The sequence below is a fragment of the Streptomyces sp. NPDC087263 genome (assembly GCF_044744645.1).
Lineage (GTDB): Bacteria > Actinomycetota > Actinomycetes > Streptomycetales > Streptomycetaceae > Streptomyces.
Genome location: NZ_JBIUYT010000002.1, coordinates 788,010 through 806,086, shown reverse-complemented (window position 1 = coordinate 806,086; position 18,077 = coordinate 788,010). Strand labels below are relative to the sequence as shown.

The following is an 18,077-nucleotide window of genomic DNA, read 5'->3' as shown; positions in this document are numbered from 1 at the left end:
AGTGGTGGGGAGCAACGGGGGCGGCGGAAAAGGACGGATCATGTCGCGCGTACCAGGATGGATCGGCCGCGCCGGGGCCGGACTGACCGAACTGGGCAGACGGTTGGACGAGCGGCGGGCGGAGGTGGAGCGGGAGTCGCAGTCCGGACCGGACGAACAGCCGGCACCGGATGCTGGGTCACGCGGCACGTCCCCGGCGGACACCCCGTCTTCCGCGGCGGCCGGGGCCTCGCGCGATCCCAGGGCCCCAGGTGATGTCCCGCCCCTGTCGGGTGCCCGGTCCTCGTCGGACGCCGGCCCGGACGCGCGGGGTTCCCACGACGACGCGGCAGCGGCTTCAGGTACCTCGGGCGCATCGGGCGTCTCCGATCTCTCCGGTGCCCCTGTCGACCCCGCCTCTGCCCCCGCTCCCGCCCCTCCCACCTACATGACCGCCGTGGCCGCCCGCCCCGACCCCGCCGTGGCCGTGCCGTGGGGCGTACGGGTGGCTGCCGAGGCCGGCTGGCGGCTGCTCGTACTCGCGGGCACCGTCTGGGTGTTGATGCGGGTCATCGGCGCCGTACAGCTGGTGGTGTTCGCCTTCGTGGCCGCGCTGCTCATCACCGCGATACTGCAACCCGCCGTCGCCCGTCTGAAGGACTACGGGGTGCCGCGAGGGCTGGCCACCGCGCTCACCGCGATCCTCGGCTTCGTCGTCATCGGGCTGATCGGCTGGTTCGTGGTCTGGCAGGTCCAGGAGAACATCGACACCCTCTCCGACCAGATCCAGGACGGCGTCGACGAGTTGCGGAACTGGCTCCTCAACAGCCCCTTCCATGTGACGGACAAGCAGATCAACGAGATCGCCAAGAACCTGCGGGACGCGATCGGCACGAACACGGATCAGATCACGTCGGCCGGCCTCGAAGGCGTCACCGTCATCGTCGAGGCCCTGACCGGCATCCTGCTGACGATGTTCTCGACGCTCTTCCTTCTCTACGACGGCAAGCAGATCTGGGAGTGGACGCTCAGGCTGGTGCCGGCGGCGGCCCGTCCGGGCGTCGCGGGCGCGGGCCCGCGGGCCTGGCGCACGCTGACCGCCTACGTCCGGGGCACGGTCGTGGTGGCGTTGATCGACGCGATCTTCATCGGCCTCGGCATCTACTTCCTCGACGTCCCGATGGCCGTGCCGCTCGCCGTCTTCATCTTCCTGGGCGCGTTCATCCCGCTCGTGGGGGCGGTGATCTCGGGGGCGCTGGCGGTGGTCGTCGCGCTGGTGACGCAGGGGCCCTTCACGGCCGTCATGGTGCTGGCCGTGGTGCTCGCCGTGCAGCAGATCGAGGGGCACATCCTGCAACCGTTCATTCTCGGGCGGGCGGTACGGGTCCATCCGCTGGCGGTCGTCCTGTCGGTCGCCGCGGGTGGGATGGTCGCCGGGATCGGCGGGGCGGTGGTGGCCGTGCCGCTGGTGGCCGTCACCAACACGGTGGTGGGCTATCTGCGCTCCTATGCCTCCGACGAGCCCGGCGGAGCCACGGCGGTGGAAGTGGCGCCGGTGCGGCGGCCGGTGCCGTAGCGCCTGGGCGCGGGCCCGGGTTTTTCGCCCCCTCCGCCCCTGCCCGTCCCTTGTTCCTGGGGGCCCGCCCCCAGACCCCCGCGTCGCGCCGGACGCGCTCGTCCTCAAACGCCGGACGGGCTGAAGGTCCCTGGCCCTGGGCGGAGTTGAAGGGCACTGCCCCCGGTGACAGAACCGTGACAATGGGGCCTGACCTGCGCTTCAGCCCTCCCCGCTGCCCCTCTATACGCAGTGGGTATACACGCCATGTATACGCCGTGTGTAGAGTCCTCCCCATGTCCATCGGTCACACCCTCCTGGGACTCCTTGAGTCCGGGCCCCGTCATGGTTACGACCTGAAGCGGGCCTTTGACGAGAAGTTCGGTCACGACCGGCCGCTGCACTACGGCCAGGTCTACTCGACGATGTCGCGCCTCCTGAAGAACGGTCTCGTGGAGGTCGACGGGATAGAGGCGGGCGACGGTCCCGAGCGCAAGCGGTACGCGATCACCGAGGCCGGGATCACCGACGTACAGCAGTGGCTTGCGACTCCGGAGAAGCCCGAGCCGTATCTCCAGTCGACCCTCTACACGAAGGTCGTCCTCGCGCTGCTCACCCACCGCGACGCGAGCGGGATCCTCGACACGCAGCGCTCGGAACACCTGCGCATGATGCGCATCCTCACCGACCGCAAGCGCAGGGGCGATCTCGCGGACCAGCTGATCTGCGACCACGCCCTCTTCCATCTGGAGGCCGACCTGCGCTGGCTGGAGCTGACCGCCGCGCGCCTCGACAGACTCGCCGAGGCGGTGACGACTCGATGACCCCGACCACCCCGACCACCCCTACGACTTCGATGAGCGCGATGAGCCAGCCGACTGCACCTCCCGGTTCCCTGCTGACCGCGGCGGACCTTCGTAAGACGTACGGAACGACGGCCGCGCTGGACGGCGCCGAGTTCTCCATCCACCCCGGCGAGGTCGTCGCGGTGATGGGGCCCTCCGGCTCCGGCAAGTCCACGCTGCTGCACTGCCTCGCCGGAATCGTGACGCCCGACTCGGGATCGATCATGTACAACGGCCGCGAGATGGCGACGATGAACGACACGCAGCGCAGTGCTCTGCGACGCACCGAGTTCGGGTTCGTCTTCCAGTTCGGACAGCTCGTACCTGAGCTGACCTGCGTCGAGAACGTCGCGCTGCCCCTGCGGCTCAACGGCACCGGCCGCAAGGAGGCCGAGCGCGCCGCCCTGGCGCGGATGGAGCAGCTGGAGGTCGACGACCTCAGGGGCAAGCGGCCCGGCGAGGTCTCCGGCGGCCAGGGGCAGCGCGTGGCGGTGGCCCGTTCACTGGTCACCGACCCCCGTGTGCTGTTCGCCGACGAGCCGACCGGCGCGCTCGACTCGCTCAACGGCGAGCGCGTGATGGAACTGCTCACGGAGGCCGCCCGGTCCACCAACGCGGCCATCGTGCTCGTCACGCACGAGGCACGGGTGGCGGCGTACTCCGACCGCGAGATCGTCGTACGAGACGGAAAGTCCCGGGACATGGAGCGGGCCGTATGAAGGCACGGTGGGCCCGTCAGTGGGCCAGAGACCTGGCCATGGGGACCAGGTTCGCCTTCACCGGCGGACGCGAGGGGTGGGGCCGGGTCCTGCTGACGGCCGTCGGCGTCGGACTTGGAGTGGCGCTGCTGCTGCTCACCGCCGCGATACCGAGCGCGCTGACCGCCCGGCACGACCGCGAGAGCGCGCGTACGGACATCACGTTCAGCGACGTACGGAAGCCGAAGGCCGACAACACGCTGATTGTCGCGAACGTCGGCACCACCTTTCGCAAAAAGAACGTCCGAGGGCGGGAGTTGGAGCCCGAGGGACCCGGGGCGCCGCTCCCACCGGGCGTGGAGAAGTTCCCGGCGCCCGGCGAGATGGTGGTCTCCCCGGCGCTCGACGAACTGCTGAAGTCGGACAGCGGGAAGCTGCTGCGGGAGCGGTTGCCGATGCGCACCGTCGCCACCATCGCCGAGCCCGGTCTCATCGGTTCGGCCGAACTCGCCTTCTACATGGGCGGAGAGGGGCTGGCACCGCAGATCGACGGCAGCGGCCGGGTGACCCGCATCGACCGGTTCGGGGAGCCGCAGCGGACGTCCGACGCGATGGATCCCGTACTGATCCTGATGGTCCTCGTCATGTTCGTGGTGCTGCTGACGCCGGTCGGTGTCTTCATCGCCGCAGCCGTACGGTTCGGCGGTGAGCGGCGCGACCGCAGGCTTGCCGCGCTGCGGCTGGTCGGCTCCGACAGCCGGATGACCCGGCGGATCGCCGCCGGTGAGGCGCTCGCGGGCGCCGTGGTCGGGCTCGGCTTCGGCACGGTCTTCTTCCTGATCGGCCGTGAGATCGCGGGCTCCGTCGAGGTCCTGGACGTCAGCGTGTTCCCCAGCTATCTGAACCCCTCGCCCGCCCTGGCCGCGCTGGTCGCTCTCGCGGTCCCGGCGGCGGCGGTGCTGGTCACCCTGCTCGCGCTGCGCGGTGTGGTCATCGAGCCGCTCGGTGTGGTGCGCTCGGCACGGCCGGCGCGGCGCCGGCTGTGGTGGCGGCTGCTGCTGCCGCTGGGCGGGCTCGCGATGCTCTACCCGATGATCGGGCAGGGCCGGGAGAACGGGGACTTCAACCAGTACCTCGTGATCGGCGGCGTCATCCTGCTGCTCGTCGGCGTCACCGCGCTGCTGCCGTGGATCGTCGAGGCCGTCGTCGCGCGGCTCGGCTCCGGTGGCGTCGCCTGGCAACTTGCCGTCCGCAGGCTCCAGTTGAGCAGCGGTGCGGCGGCTCGCATGGTCAACGGTATTGCGGTGGCGGTGGCCGGGGCGATCGCCCTGCAGATGCTGTTCGCCGGCGTCGAGAGCGACTACGTCGAGGCTTCCAAGAACGATCTGACGCGGGCACAGTTTCAGGTGTCCGTGCCGAACGGGGTCCCGCTCGACCCGGCCGCCGAGAAGTTCGAGCGGACCAAGGGCGTCACGAGGGTCTCGGCGTCCTCCGAGGGCTACCTCGGCGACCTCAGGAAGGACCCCGAGTTCTCCAACGGGATCACGGTCGCCGACTGCGCTTCCCTGCGCGAGGTGGCGACTCTGCCCTCGTGCCATGACGGCGACGTCTTCGCCGTCAAGGGCGCCGACTACGACACCGACACGGAAGAGCTGGCCAAGCCGGGCAAGACGCTCTACATCGACCCGTCGTTCACGGACCTCCCGCGGTCCCAGGAGGTCGCCTGGACCGTGCCGCAGGACCTGAAGCAGGCCAAGGCGGTCGAGGACCAGACCGGTTCGTACCGCGGCGGGTTCCTGTTCACGCCGAGCGCCCTGCCGGCGAAGGCCGCGCCGGCCGTCTACGGGCAGATCTATCTCAGCGTCGACGAGTCGGTGCCGGACGTGAACGAGTACGTACGGAACACGGCGACGAGCATCAGCCGGTTCTCCAACCCCTTCCTGTGGTCGTCCAGCGACCAGTCCGAGCAGTACACCTCCATCCGCACCGGCCTGTTCGTCGGCGCCACCTGCGTCCTCTTCCTCATCGGCGCGAGCCTGCTGGTCTCCCAACTCGAGCAACTGCGCGAACGCAAGAAGCTGTTGTCGGTCCTGGTCGCCTTCGGCACCCGGCGCCGCACGCTGAGCCTGTCGGTGCTCTGGCAGACCGCGATCCCGATCGCCCTCGGCCTGGCCCTGGCCTCGGCGGTGGGCCTGACCCTGGGAACGGTCCTGCTGAAGATGTCGACCACTCCGGTACGGGTGGACTGGGCGAGCGTCCTGTCGATGACCGGCATCGGCGCGGGAGTCGTGGTCCTGGTGACGCTGCTCAGCCTGCCACCGCTGCTGCGGCTGATGCGGCCGGAAGGGTTGCGGACGGAGTAGGGCACGGAGCGGGTCCGTGCGCGTCCGAGCGGGGCCCGTACAGGCCCGCTCGGACGCGCACGGGCCATGGCCGCAGCGCCCCGGGCAGCAGTCTGTGGCAGCATCGGCCTCGTCCAGCCCATGGGAACCGCCCCCGAAGAGGGGCGTTCCTTCGCTGCAACGGAGCTTCATGCGGTCATGTCACTCGATGAACTGAAGTCCGCCGTACCGGACTACGCGAAGGACCTGCGCCTCAACCTCGACCTGGTCATCGACAACTCCGCCCTCACCCAGCAGCAGCTGTGGGGGACGGTGCTGGCGTGCGCCATCGCTTCCCGTTCCCCTCGTGTACTGCGGGAGTTGGCGCCCGAGGCCAGGGCGAACCTGTCCGCGGAGGCGTACACCGCCGCCAAGTCGGCTGCCGCCGTCATGGCGCTGAGCAACGTCTTCCACCGCACGCGCCACCTGCTCTCCGACCCGGAGTACGGGAAGTTGCGCGCCGGTCTGCGGATGAACGTGATCGGCGACCCGGGAGTCGAGAGGGTCGACTTCGAGCTGTGGTCGGTCGCCGTCTCCGCCATCAACGGCTGCGGTGCGTGCCTCGACTCCCACGAGCAGGCGCTCCGCAGGGCCGGGGCGGACCGCGAGACGATCCAGGAGGCGTTCAAGATCGCGTCGGTCGTCCAGGCCGTGGGTACGACGCTGGACGCCGAGGCGGTTCTCGCGGAGTAGTCGCACGTGGTGCGCGGGCGGACATGTTCAGCGCGGGCCCACCCCGGCCCGTCCGCGCCGGGATGTGGGGAACCACGCAAGTGAAACGGGCTGTTCCCCGGCCGAACCGAGGTCAATTCTGACGGAGGGTGTCCGTGCCCGGGCCGCCGGAGAGCGTGTCCGTGCCGGGGCCGCCGTACAGCTTGTCGTTGCCACTGTTTCCGTAGAGGGTGTCCTTGCCGCTGTTGCCGTACAGGGTGTCGTTGCCCTTCCCGCCGTACAGGTGGTCGTTCCCGGTCCCGCCGGAGATCTTGTCGGCGCCGTCGCCGCCGTACAGGCTCTGACCTCCCGCACCCCCGCTGATCACGTCGTTGCCCGCGCCACCGTCGACGAAACCGGTGGAGTAGATCGTGTCGTTGCCCTTGTTGCCCAGCGCGAGGGTCCCGTCGCCCGCGTGGATTGTGTCGTTGCCGTCACCGCCCATCGCGACCGAGGCCTCCCCGACGGCGAGGGTGTCGTTGCCGGCACCGCCGTCGACGTAGTTGCCGTTGACGCCACTGGCTTCGGTCAACGTGTCGTTTCCGGTACCGAGGTCGATCGACGCGAAGTTGTAGTCCTGCTCGGTCATGTTGGTATAGGCGACGGTGTCGTTTCCCTCGCCGAGATCCACCTTCAGGGTGGCGTACGGATCCTGGCTGTCCGAGATCGGGACCTCGCATTCGGTAATGCCGGGGCCGCGATACGAGCAGTTGTCGCCGAAGTCGATCGGCACGACGTCCTGGATGACGTAGGCGATGCTCCCGAGGCCGTTGAGATGGGCCGCGGTGATGGTCACCTTGTTCACCTGGCCGTCGGCGGCCGTGTACACGACTGACCCGTCGATGACCTCGGCGGTGGCCGACGATGTCGCGGCCCCGGCGGTCCCGGCGAGCGCCAGTGGAGCGGCCAGCCCTCCACCGAGAGCCAGCGTCAGCGCCGACGCGACTCGTAACATCGGCCGATTGACGAGATAAGGGGACATGGCAAAGCCTCCTTTTTGCGGACGTATGCTTTCTTGACGCAATGTGTGTGACCCGCCTGGGCGGCACTTGGTTGTACGCCCACTCGCCCGGTTCTCCCCGCTTCGCGCCGGCTGAGGGACAACACGTTGTCCCGCTCTGCAACCTTCCATCCCTCTCGCTCGTCGGTTCCAGTGGGGCTGGAGTGTGCCGCGTGCTGATTCTCACGTCCGTAAAAGACGGGATCGGCGGCCCTTTGTCATATCGCGCGGTGTTAGTTTGCTGAGCTGACCCGAGATACGAACCTGTGTGCCACACGAGAGTGAAGCGGAGCGGATCGACCCATGGGACGAGCGGATGAGAGACGAGCGCGGCAGGCGCAGGGCCACCGCCGCGCGGCGCCCAAGCGCTCGGCCAGGGGCAAGGACAAGGCCGGCCGCCGCAGTGGCATACGCCGGTTCCTGAACTGGAAGACGATCCTCGGCACGTTCTTCGGCTTCTGCCTGCTCGGCATGGGCGCCTTCATCGTGCTCTACATGATCGTCGACGTGCCCAAGGGCAACGCGGCCGCGGAGTTGCAGAGCAACATCTACCAGTACAGCGACGGCACGACCCTCACGCGCACCGGCAAGGTCAACCGCGAGGTCGTGGACCTGGCCAAGGTGCCCAAGGGCGTCCAGAAGACCTTCGTCGCCGCCGAGAACAAGTCCTTCTACACCGACTCGGGCATCGACCTGAAGGGCACGGCCCGCGGTCTGATCAACACCCTGTCGGGCAAGGGCCTGCAAGGTGGCTCGACGATCACCCAGCAGTACGTCAAGAACTACTACCTCACCCAGGACCAGACCGTCACGCGCAAGCTGAAGGAAATGGTCATCTCCCTGAAGGTGGACCAGCAGCAGTCCAAGGACGACATCCTCGCGGGGTACATCAACACCAGCTACTACGGTCGTAACTCGTACGGCATCCAGGCCGCGGCGCAGGCGTACTACCGCGTCGACGCGAGTGACCTCACCGTCGCGCAGGGCGCGTATCTCGCCTCGCTCCTCCAGGCGCCGAGCCAGTACGACTGGGCGGTCGCCACGGAAACCGGCAAGGAGCTGGTCACGGCCCGCTGGAACTACACCCTGGACAACATGGTCGAGCAGGGCTGGCTGGACTCGGCCGAGCGCGAGGCCATGAAGTTCCCGGTGCCCAAGGACCCCCAGGGCGCGCCCGGAATGGAGGGCCAGGTCGGCTACCTCTGGGACGCGGCCAACAACGCGCTGGCGCAGCAACTCGTCACCGACGGCACCGCCGCCGACCTGGACGACGCGAAGGCGCTGGTCGACGCGGGCGGCTGGACCATCAAGCTCAACATCGACAAGAAGAAGCAGGGCCAGCTGGAGGACGCCGTCAAGGCGAAGCTGACCAGCAACCTGGACGCCAAGAAGCGGGACGTCGACGCGGACGTCCAGGCCGGCGCCGTCTCCGTCGACCCGAAGACCGGCAAGGTCCTCGCGATGTACGGCGGCACGGACTACTTCAAGCACTACATCAACAACGCGACCCGCTCCGACTACCAGCCCGCGTCCACCTTCAAGCCGGTGATCCTCGCGGCCGCGCTGGACCAGAACGCCAAGACGCAGGACGACAAGCCGATCACGGCGAACACGATCTACGACGGTACGAGCGGCCGCCCGGTGAAGGGCAGCGCCATCGCCTTCTCGCCGCCGAACGAGGACGACCAGGACTACGGCGACGTCACCGTCCAGACCGCGATGAACAAGTCCATCAACTCCGTCTTCGCGCAGATGGGCGTCGACGTCGGCATGGACAACGTGCTGAAGGTCGCGGCCGACCTCGGCATGGACACCAAGGGAGTGCAGGCGGTGCCCGCGCAGACGCTGGGCACCATGGGCGCCAGCCCGCTGGAGATGGCGGGCATGTACGCCACCCTCGACAACCACGGCAGGAAGGTCACCCCGGCCATCGTGGCGTCGGCGGAGCACAAGGACCGTACGGTCAAGTTCGCCGACCCGATCGGCGAGCAGGTCATCAGCGTGGAAGCCGCCGACACCGTCACCTCGGTGCTGACGGGTGTGGTCGACGACGGTACGGCCCGGGTTTCGGTGGCCCAGGCGGACAACCGCAAGGGCCAGCAGGTCGCGGGCAAGACGGGCACCTCCGACGACAACAAGTCGGCCTGGTTCACCGGCTACACGCCGAACCTGGTCACCTCGGTCGGCCTGTTCGGTGAGGGCGCGCCCGGCAGCAAGGAAGCGAGCAAGCAGGTCTCCCTGAGCGGCGCCGCGGGCGGTGGCCGTGTCAACGGCGGTGGCTTCCCGGCGGAGATCTGGGCGGACTTCACCTTCGGCGCGATGGGCAAGGTCACCAAGTTCGACCTGGACACCACGCAGGGCGCGGCGGTGAAGCCCACCCCAACGCCCACCGTCACGCAGACGCCGTCCAGCACGCCCTCGACGGAGCCGACCACGGAGAAACCGACGACCGAGCCGCCGACGACCACCAGCAGCGCTCCGGTGACCCCGTCGGAGGAGCCCACGACGACCGCGCCGACGACCGGGGCTCCGACCACCCCGTCGGCGCCATCGACCATCGGGATACCGGAGGATCCGGCCGATCCGAACAGCCCGTAAGCACGGCGTGGGGGCGCCCGGTGATACACCGGGCGCCCCCACGCTCGTACTCAGCCTCCGTTGACGTTGTTCGCGATCCGGTCGCCGATCTCCTTGTCGACGTTGCGCCAGTACTGGACGGCGCGGTCGAGGACGGGACGCGAGACGGCGGCCTTCAGGTGGCCGCTGATGTTGGACACCAGCCGGTCGCGGGCCGCGTCGTCCAGCACCTGGCGGACCATCGTGCCCGCCTGGCCCCAGTCGTCGTCCTCGCGGTGCAGCGCGTACGCCTCGCGGACCAGCTCGCCGGCGGTCTGCCAGCTCGCGGGGTCACCGAAGCGCCCGTAGTCGGCCGCGGGGCCGCCGTAGGAGTTGGGCGCGTACGGCATCGCCGCGTTGGACGCCTCGTAGCGCATCGGGCCGTCCTTGGCGTACGAGTTCACCGGGGAGCGCGGCCGGTTGGGTGGCAGCTGGTTGTAGTTCGGGCCGATCCGGTACCGGTGGGTGTCCGGGTACGAGAAGAGCCGGCCGAGCAGCATCTTGTCCGGCGAGGGGCCGATGCCCGGCACCAGGTTCGACGGCTCGAACGCGGCCTGCTCGATGTGGATGAAGTGGTCGTCCGGGTTCTCGTTGAGGGTCATCCGGCCGACGTCGATCAGCGGGTAGTCCCCCTGGGGCCAGACCTTGGTCAGGTCGAAGGGGTTGAAGCGGTAGTCCGCCGCGTCCTCGAACGGCATGATCTGGACCTTCAGGGACCAGCTCGGCGCGTTCCCGGCCTCGATCGACTCGTACAGGTCACGGCGGTGCTTGTCCGCGTCGTGACCGGCGAGCTCGTCCGCCTCGGCCTGGGTGAGGAACTCGATGCCCTGGTCGGTCTTGAAGTGGTACTTCACCCAGAACCGCTCACCGGCGCCGTTGATCCACATGTAGGTGTGGGAGCTGTAGCCGTTCATGTGGCGGAACGTCTTCGGGATGCCGCGGTCGCCCATCAGCCAGGTCACCTGGTGTGCCGACTCGGGGGAGAGGGTCCAGAAGTCCCACTGCATGTCGTTGCTGCGCAGCCCGGTGGCCGGGTGCCGCTTCTGCGAGCGGATGAAGTCCTGGAACTTGATCGTGTCACGGACGAAGAAGACCGGGGTGTTGTTGCCCACCAGGTCGTAATTGCCGTGCTCGGTGTAGAACTTGAGCGCGAAACCGCGGGGGTCACGCCAGGTGTCGGGCGAGCCCATCTCGCCGGCGACGGTGGAGAACCGCGCCAGCATGTCGGTGCGCTTGCCCGGCTGGAAGAGGTCGGCCTTGGTGAACTGGCTGACGTCATTGGTGACTTCGAAGAATCCGTACGCGCCACTGCCCTTGGCGTGCACCACACGCTCGGGGACCCGCTCCCGGTTGAACTGGGCCATCTTCTCGATGAGGTAGTGGTCCTGGAGCAGGATCGGGCCGTCAGGACCCACGGTGAGCGAGTGTTCGTCGCTCTCCACCGGAATTCCGACGTTGTTCGTGGTGTACGGAGCCTTCTGGGGTGCCTGAGTCACGAGCGTCCTCCCGTCAAAGAAGAGGGTTGTTAGGTCGCTTCGTCCACCACAGCAGTCAACTCCGCCGACGGGATGTCGGCAACATTTGGACTGGGTCCAATTCCGGTTCGCATCTGGATGGCTGCTGAGGAGGGCCCCGCGCGGGTACCCCCTCAGCTCCGGTTCAACTCGAACCAGACGACCTTTCCCGTGCTCAGCCGCGTGGCGCCCCACCGCCTGGCCAGTTTGTTGACCAGGATCAGCCCGCGTCCGCCCTCGTCCGTGGCGCGCGCCTGCCGCAGCCGCGGAAGCTGCGGCACGTCGTCACCGACCTCGCAGCGCAGGACGTCCGTACGCAGCAGCCGCAGCGTCACCGGCCGTGACGCATAGCGCACGGCGTTGGTCACGAGCTCGCTGACGAGCAGCTCCACGGAGTCGCTCATCTCCTCCATGCCCCAGCGGGCCAGCGCCCGCCGGGCGAGCTTCCGGGCCCGCCCCGGGGCCGCGTCCTCCGGCTCCAGGTACCAGTACGCGACATCGCTCGGTGCGATCCCGTCGAAGCGGGCGGCGAGCAGCGCGATGTCGTCGTCCCGGTCGCCCGGGCCGAGCATGTCGAGCACGTCGTCGCAGAGCGCTTCCAGCGGCGGCGGATGGTCCGGCCCGGTCAGCGCCGCGGTCGCGGCCAGCCGCTCACGCAGCTGCTCTATCCCGGTCCACACGTCTCTGAGACGGGACTCGACCAGGCCGTCGGTGTACAGCAGCAGCGTCGCCCCGGCGGGCGCGTCCAGCTCGACCGCCTCGAAGTCCACCCCGCCCACACCGATGGGGGCGCCCGGCGGTATGCGCAGCACCTCGGCCCGGCCGCCCAGGTGCAGCAGGATGGGCGGAGGATGACCCGCGTTGGCGATCGTGATCCGGTGCGAGACCGGGTCGTAGACGGCGTACAGGCAGGTCGCCATCCGGTCGGTGCCCAGGCGTTGCGCCTGCTCGTCCAGGTGGTGCAGCACCTCCTGCGGCGGCAGATCGAGCCCGGCGAGTGTCTGCGCGGTCGTCCGCAGCTGGCCCATGATGGCGGCCGAGGTCATCGAGTGGCCCATGACGTCACCGACGACGAGGGCGACACGGCTGCCCGGCAGCGGGATCGCGTCGTACCAGTCGCCGCCGACGCGCGCGGTCTCGGCGGCCGGAAGATAGCGGGACGCCAGCCGCACACCCGTGGGCCTGGGCAGCGTCTCGGGCAGCATCGTGCGTTGCAGCTCGTCGGCGATGTACGCCTCGCGCCCGTACAGCACCGCCTTGTCGATCCCGAGCGCGGTGTGCGTGGCCAACTGGGCGGCGACCAGCAGGTCATCGGTCTCGAAGGCGAACCGCTCCGGACGGCGCAGGAACAGCGCGGCGCCGATCACCCGGCGGCGGCCGCGCAGCGGGGCCAGGATCGCGCGCTGCCCGCACGGCACGGACAGCTCGTCGCCGAGCAGCTCGGGCAGCGCGGCACGGGCCGCGGGCGCGTCGGCGAACACGGGCCGTACACCGCGCAGCACCTCGGCGAGGGCGCCACCGGGGCGCACCTCGCACAGCTCGGCGGAGACCGGCGGCAGCTCGACGGGCTCCGGCTGGAACGCGGGCGGCAGGGCGTTCTCCGCCGCCCGCTCCGAGGGGATCCGGTCGGTGCGCCGCAGCCGCAGCACGAGGGGCCCGGTGGGCCGCTCGTCACCGACCGGCAGCGGGTCGCGCAGATAGACCAGGATCTCGTCCGAGAAGGTCGGCACGGTCGCCCGGCACAGACCCATCACGATCTCGTCGAGGTCGATGCCCCGGGCGATCCTGCGGGTCGCGGCGCCCACGAAGCGCAGCCGGTCCCCGTCCCGCCGCATCGGCATCGGGCCACCCGGCGGCAGGCTCTGTCCGGTACGCCGGTCCGTGCCGCCGGAGCTCGCCGACGGCTGCTCCTGATCGGCGCCCTGCTGGGCCGGAACGCTGTCGGGAGCGGGGCGCGGGCGGTGCGGATCGGGCACGGCGGCCGAGGACTGGGCGTGCTCAGGGCCGGGGGATGCCGACGAAGGCGTGTCGGTGCCGGCCGAGGCCTGAGCGGCGGACGGCCCCGGCGGGAAGGGCACCGCCGTACCCGGTCCGGACGAGGCGTCGCCCGAGCGTGCCTGTACCGGTAACCCTGTGCTTCCTGAGACCTGCGACGGCTGCTCCGGGGTATGCAGGAGCGCCCCGCGTGGGTCCGCGGGGGCGGCTGGCCGGCCGGCGCCGGGCTTGCGGCGCTCGTGCGAGGTGGGGTGCTCCGTCACGCGTGTCGAATCCATCCGTCCGGGGCTGCGCGCCGTGCGCACAGTTCGTCCCGCAGCCCCGATACCCGGAATGTGTGCCCCGGGAACGGAATCTGCGCGTCGTCAGGACCGGGCTGGTCCGTTACCGGCCGGAGCGCAGTTGCGGCTCCGCCGGACACCGTCGCGGCCCGGTCCGGCCGCTGCGGCCACCCGCCCGCCGTACGGCCGTGGCCCTCGTACCCCTCGCTCACGTCTTGCCGCCCCTCGGTGACGTATGGTCAAGCCCGCCCCATACTGCGGGAGTTGTTCCTGCCGTGCGCCCTTGCGGAAGACGATCCTACGGTTGTACCACGGGGGCGCATCAAGGGTCTCATGAGGACACATGCGCGGGCGTACGGTCCCAGTCATCGGGGAGGGCGGGAACCGGCCATGCCGGATCGGGCCGCCAGTGCTGCCAGCCGTCGCGGAACGGCGAACCCCAGGAGCGGATCACCTCCACCGCGGCCCACCCCGCTTCCCTTACCCTTCCGGCCAGTTGGGCGTCCATCAGACCGGCCCGCTGAGCCTGCGCGAACTCGTCCTCGTCCAGCCAGCGCCAACTCCGGTCCGGATGCACGGCGATGTCCAGGAAGTGGTCCTCCGAGTCGACACCGCCCTCCCAACGGGCCATCGGCGCCTCAAGGTTCACGTACCAGTTCTTGAAACGCCATCCAGGCTCCCAGAAAAGCCACACCGACCAGGGCTCGCCGGGCCGCGCCAGTTTGAGCACCCCCGTGCCGAACCAGCGGTCGAGCCGCACCGTGCGCGGCTTCGTGTAGCGGGACTCGAGCGGTTCTCCGTGCACGGGCGTGCCGTCGGCCAGCACCGGCCGCACACACTCGGTGCCGGGTGCCATCCACACGGCCAGCAGTTCGTCGTCGTCCTGTACGACGGTCACCGGGCGGCAGATGTGGAAGCGCTCGCCGGCGTTCTCCCGGTACCGCCACAGGATCTGACTCCCGGGGGCCCAGTGCGCCGTCGAGCCGCCCGTTTCCACTTCTCTCACCGCTCCACCGTCTGTCATGACCAGATATTAGGTGCCCGGGGCATACGACGCTGTGGAGTGCGTCATGGTTCTCCCCACCGGCCGCAGGACGTTACGAAGGTGACATCAGCTGTTTGTCGGAGGGCGAAGCCTGTTACGGACGCGTCATCCGCAGGACATCCAAGGCCTCGTCCAACTGCTCGACCGTCAGATCGCCCCGCTCCACATACCCCGACTCCAGCACGACCTGGCGGATCGTCTGCCGCTCCGCCAGCGCCTTCTTGGCGACCTTGGCGGCCTCCTCGTACCCGATGTACTTGTTCAGCGGCGTGACGACCGACGGTGACGACTCGGCGTACTCCCGGGCCCGTTCGCGGTGCGCGACGATTCCGTCCACGGTCCGGTCGGCGAGCAGCCGCGAGACATTGGCGAGCAGCCGGACGGACTCCAGCACGTTCTTGCCGATGACCGGCAGCATGACGTTGAGTTCGAAGTTCCCGGCCGCTCCGGCGGTGGCGACGGTCGCGTCGTTGCCGATGACCTGCGCGGCGACCATCAGAACGGCCTCCGGAATGACCGGATTCACCTTGCCCGGCATGATCGAGGACCCCGGTTGCAGATCCGGCAGGCTGATCTCCGCGAGCCCCGTCCGTGGCCCGGAAGCCATCCACCGCAGGTCGTTCGCGATCTTCGTCAGCCCGACCGCGATCGTCCTGAGCTGCCCGCTCGTCTCCACGATCCCGTCGCGCGCCCCCTGCGCCTCGAAATGGTCGCGCGCCTCCGTCAGCGGCAGCCCGGTGTTCCTGGCCACCTCCGCGATCACGGCGGCGGAGAACCCGGGCGGCGTGTTGATCCCGGTCCCCACGGCCGTCCCGCCCAGCGGCAGTTCGGCCAGCCGCGGCAGCGAGGCGTTGAGCCGCTCGACCCCGTACCGCACCTGGGCCGCGTACCCCCCGAACTCCTGCCCCAGCGTCACCGGCGTCGCGTCCATCAGGTGCGTACGGCCCGACTTCACGACGTCGGCGAACTCCTGCGACTTGCGGGTGAGCGAGGCGGCGAGGTGGTCGAGGGCGGGGATGAGGTCGCGGGTCACGGCGGCGGTGGCGGCGATGTGGATGGACGACGGGAACACGTCGTTCGACGACTGGGACGCGTTGACGTGGTCATTGGGGTGTACGTCCCTGCCGAGCCGCTCCGTCGCGAGCGTGGCGATGACCTCGTTGGCGTTCATGTTGGACGAGGTTCCTGACCCCGTCTGGAACACGTCCACGGGGAAGTGTGCGTCCCAGTCACCCCGGGCGACTTCGGCGGCCGCCTCCTGGATGGCCTCGGCGATGTCCTTCCCGACCACACCCAGCTCGCCGTTCACCTTCGCCGCGGCCGCCTTGATCCGGGCGAGGGCTTCGATGTGAGCGCGTTCGAGACGCCGGCCGGAGATCGGGAAGTTCTCCACGGCCCGCTGCGTCTGGGCTCGCCACTTGGCGTCGACGGGGACATGGACCTCGCCCATGGAGTCGTGCTCGATGCGGTAGTCGCTGTCGCTCATACAGGGTTAACCGTGTTCGCGGGCGGTGGTGTTCCCTGGTGAGGTTTTTCGCCCCCTCCGCCCCTACCCGTCCCTTGCTCCTGGGGCTCCGCCCCAGACCCCGCCAGGGGGCGCTGCCCCCTGCACCCCCGCTCCTCAAACGCCGGAGGGGCTGAATCTTTCCCCACCCGAGCCGGTTCTTTCAGCCCGTCCGGCGTTTGAGGACGAGGCCGTTCAGGCCGACAGCGGGGGTCTGGGGGGGGCGGCAGCCCCCAGGGGCAAGGGACGGGTAGGGGCGGAGGGGGCGAAAAGAGTTACCCCAGCCCAGGCCCCCGTACCGGAATCGAAGTGAACGTAGGCGCCGGTGCCGGGTCCTGGAAGAAGTCGTTGCCCTTGTCGTCGACGACGACGAACGCCGGGAAGTCCTCGACCTCGATCTTCCAGACGGCCTCCATGCCGAGCTCCTCGTACTCGACGACCTCGACCTTCTTGATGCAGTCCTGGGCAAGCCGCGCCGCGGGCCCACCGATGGACCCGAGATAGAAGCCCCCGTGCGCGTCACACGCGCTGGTGACCTGCGCGGACCGATTCCCCTTCGCCAGCATCACCCTGGACCCGCCCGCCGCCTGGAACTGCTCGACGTAGGAGTCCATCCGCCCGGCGGTGGTCGGTCCGAAGGAACCGGACGCATACCCCTCGGGAGTCTTCGCCGGCCCGGCGTAGTACACCGGGTGGTCCTTCAGGTACTGCGGCATCTCCTCACCCGCATCGAGCCGCTCCTTGATCTTGGCGTGCGCGATGTCGCGCGCCACGACGAGCGGCCCGGAGAGCGAGAGCCGGGTCTTCACCGGGTACTTCGTCAGCTCGGCGAGGATGTCGTCCATGGGCTGGTTGAGGTCGATACGGACGACGTCGCCGTCCGACTCCAGATGCTCGTCCGTCGTCTCCGGAAGGAAGCGCGCCGGGTCGGTCTCCAGCTGCTCCAGGAAGACGCCCTCGGCGGTGACCTTCGCGAGCGCCTGCCGGTCGGCCGAGCAGGACACCGCGATGGCGACCGGGCAGGACGCACCATGCCGCGGAAGCCGCACCACCCGCACGTCGTGGCAGAAGTACTTGCCCCCGAACTGCGCCCCGATCCCGATCCGCTGCGTCAGCTCGAAGACCTTCTGCTCAAGGTCCTTGTCCCGGAAGCCGTGCCCGAGCTCGGAACCCTCGGCCGGAATCTCGTCCAGGTAGTGCGCGGACGCGTACTTCGCGGTCTTCAGGGCGTACTCGGCGCTCGTACCGCCGACCACGATCGCCAGGTGGTACGGCGGGCACGCGGCCGTACCGAGTGAACGGATCTTCTCCTCCAGGAACTTCATCATGGAGGCCTCGTTGAGGACCGCCTTCGTCTCCTGGTAGAGGAACGACTTGTTGGCGGAGCCGCCGCCCTTGGCCATGAACAGGAACTTGTACGCGCCGCCGTCGGTCGCGTACAGCTCGATCTGTGCGGGGAGGTTCGAGCCGGTGTTCTTCTCCTCCCACATGGTGAGCGGAGCCATCTGCGAGTACCGCAGGTTCAGGTTCAGGTAGGCGTCGTAGATGCCGCGCGAGAGGGCCGCCTCGTCGGAGCCCTGGGTGAGCACGTTCTGCCCGCGCTTGCCCATGACGATCGCCGTGCCGGTGTCCTGGCACATGGGCAGGACACCCGCGGCGGCGATGTTCGCGTTCTTCAGGAGGTCGAGCGCGACGAACTTGTCGTTGCCCGACGCCTCCGGGTCGTCGATGATGCGCCGCAGCTGCGCGAGGTGGGCGGGTCGCAGATAGTGCTGGATGTCGTGGATGGCCTCCGCGGCGAGCTGCCGCAGCGCCTCCGGCTCGACCTTGAGGAACGTCCGCCCGTCGGCCTCGAAGGTGGAGACACCCTCGGAGGTCACCAGCCGGTACGGAGTGGTGTCCTCTCCCTGGGGGAGCAGATCGGTGTACGCGAACTCAGGCATCTAGCCCATT

Annotated in this window: 12 protein-coding genes; 6 read left to right on the top strand and 6 right to left on the bottom strand. The window is 69.3% G+C overall.

Features of this window, described 5'->3' with window-relative positions; translation table 11 throughout:
- Positions 1-40 precede the first annotated feature (40 nt).
- The 5 genes from ACIPC1_RS08815 (at position 41) to ACIPC1_RS08795 (ending at position 6,151) form a co-directional block, all read left to right on the top strand.
- On the top strand, positions 41-1,555 hold the full coding sequence (locus ACIPC1_RS08815) for an AI-2E family transporter (RefSeq protein ID WP_402514582.1): 1,515 nt from the start codon (positions 41-43) through the stop codon (positions 1,553-1,555).
- Positions 1,556-1,830: 275 nt separating this feature from the next.
- Positions 1,831-2,358: a PadR family transcriptional regulator gene (locus ACIPC1_RS08810; protein ID WP_402514580.1), complete on the top strand. Its 528-nt coding sequence runs from the start codon at positions 1,831-1,833 to the stop codon at positions 2,356-2,358.
- A 41-nt stretch (positions 2,359-2,399) separates the two neighbouring features.
- Positions 2,400-3,098: an ABC transporter ATP-binding protein gene (locus ACIPC1_RS08805; RefSeq protein ID WP_402514578.1), complete on the top strand. Its 699-nt coding sequence runs from the start codon at positions 2,400-2,402 to the stop codon at positions 3,096-3,098.
- Positions 3,095-5,440, top strand: a complete 2,346-nt coding sequence (locus ACIPC1_RS08800) for an ABC transporter permease (RefSeq protein ID WP_402514576.1) — start codon at positions 3,095-3,097, stop codon at positions 5,438-5,440. The genes ACIPC1_RS08805 and ACIPC1_RS08800 overlap by 4 nt, the downstream gene beginning before the upstream one ends.
- A gap of 177 nt (positions 5,441-5,617) precedes the next feature.
- On the top strand, positions 5,618-6,151 hold the full coding sequence (locus ACIPC1_RS08795; RefSeq protein ID WP_402514573.1) for an alkyl hydroperoxide reductase: 534 nt from the start codon (positions 5,618-5,620) through the stop codon (positions 6,149-6,151).
- A 112-nt stretch (positions 6,152-6,263) separates the two neighbouring features.
- Here ACIPC1_RS08795 and ACIPC1_RS08790 read toward each other — a convergent pair whose 3' ends face one another.
- On the bottom strand, positions 6,264-7,151 hold the full coding sequence (locus ACIPC1_RS08790; protein WP_402514571.1) for a calcium-binding protein: 888 nt from the start codon (positions 7,149-7,151) through the stop codon (positions 6,264-6,266).
- A gap of 321 nt (positions 7,152-7,472) precedes the next feature.
- Here ACIPC1_RS08790 and ACIPC1_RS08785 point away from each other — a divergent pair, with 321 nt between their 5' ends.
- On the top strand, positions 7,473-9,767 hold the full coding sequence (locus ACIPC1_RS08785; protein WP_402514568.1) for a transglycosylase domain-containing protein: 2,295 nt from the start codon (positions 7,473-7,475) through the stop codon (positions 9,765-9,767).
- Positions 9,768-9,817: 50 nt separating this feature from the next.
- Here the strand turns inward: ACIPC1_RS08785 and ACIPC1_RS08780 are convergent, their stop codons facing one another.
- The 5 genes from ACIPC1_RS08780 to ACIPC1_RS08760 form a co-directional block, all read right to left on the bottom strand.
- Positions 9,818-11,281: a catalase gene (locus tag ACIPC1_RS08780; RefSeq protein WP_402514566.1), complete on the bottom strand. Its 1,464-nt coding sequence runs from the start codon at positions 11,279-11,281 to the stop codon at positions 9,818-9,820.
- Positions 11,282-11,433: 152 nt separating this feature from the next.
- Positions 11,434-13,572 (bottom strand): SpoIIE family protein phosphatase, encoded by a 2,139-nt coding sequence (locus ACIPC1_RS08775; protein ID WP_402514563.1) that lies wholly within the window; start codon positions 13,570-13,572, stop codon positions 11,434-11,436.
- Between the two features lie 334 nt (positions 13,573-13,906).
- Positions 13,907-14,599: a DUF402 domain-containing protein gene (locus ACIPC1_RS08770; RefSeq protein WP_402514561.1), complete on the bottom strand. Its 693-nt coding sequence runs from the start codon at positions 14,597-14,599 to the stop codon at positions 13,907-13,909.
- A 115-nt stretch (positions 14,600-14,714) separates the two neighbouring features.
- Positions 14,715-16,106 carry a class II fumarate hydratase gene (locus tag ACIPC1_RS08765; RefSeq protein WP_402514559.1) on the bottom strand — a complete coding sequence of 464 codons (1,392 nt, stop codon included), beginning with the start codon at positions 16,104-16,106 and terminating at the stop codon, positions 14,715-14,717.
- Positions 16,107-16,399: 293 nt separating this feature from the next.
- Complete coding sequence (locus ACIPC1_RS08760; protein ID WP_402514557.1) at positions 16,400-18,067, bottom strand: fumarate hydratase; 1,668 nt, start codon at positions 18,065-18,067, stop codon at positions 16,400-16,402.
- Positions 18,068-18,077 lie beyond the last annotated feature (10 nt).

Excerpts from the sequence above, each read along its gene's own strand:
- ACIPC1_RS08815 (WP_402514582.1), top strand. The coding sequence starts at position 41 with ATGTCGCGCGTACCAGGATGGATCGGCCGCGCCGGGGCCGGACTGACC.
- ACIPC1_RS08810 (WP_402514580.1), top strand. The coding sequence starts at position 1,831 with ATGTCCATCGGTCACACCCTCCTGGGACTCCTTGAGTCCGGGCCCCGT.
- ACIPC1_RS08805 (WP_402514578.1), top strand. The coding sequence starts at position 2,400 with ATGAGCCAGCCGACTGCACCTCCCGGTTCCCTGCTGACCGCGGCGGAC.
- ACIPC1_RS08800 (WP_402514576.1), top strand. The coding sequence starts at position 3,095 with ATGAAGGCACGGTGGGCCCGTCAGTGGGCCAGAGACCTGGCCATGGGG.
- ACIPC1_RS08795 (WP_402514573.1), top strand. The coding sequence starts at position 5,618 with ATGTCACTCGATGAACTGAAGTCCGCCGTACCGGACTACGCGAAGGAC.
- ACIPC1_RS08790 (WP_402514571.1), bottom strand. The coding sequence starts at position 7,151 with ATGTCCCCTTATCTCGTCAATCGGCCGATGTTACGAGTCGCGTCGGCG.
- ACIPC1_RS08785 (WP_402514568.1), top strand. The coding sequence starts at position 7,473 with ATGGGACGAGCGGATGAGAGACGAGCGCGGCAGGCGCAGGGCCACCGC.
- ACIPC1_RS08775 (WP_402514563.1), bottom strand. The coding sequence starts at position 13,572 with ATGGATTCGACACGCGTGACGGAGCACCCCACCTCGCACGAGCGCCGC.
- ACIPC1_RS08770 (WP_402514561.1), bottom strand. The coding sequence starts at position 14,599 with ATGACAGACGGTGGAGCGGTGAGAGAAGTGGAAACGGGCGGCTCGACG.
- ACIPC1_RS08765 (WP_402514559.1), bottom strand. The coding sequence starts at position 16,106 with ATGAGCGACAGCGACTACCGCATCGAGCACGACTCCATGGGCGAGGTC.
- ACIPC1_RS08760 (WP_402514557.1), bottom strand. The coding sequence starts at position 18,067 with ATGCCTGAGTTCGCGTACACCGATCTGCTCCCCCAGGGAGAGGACACC.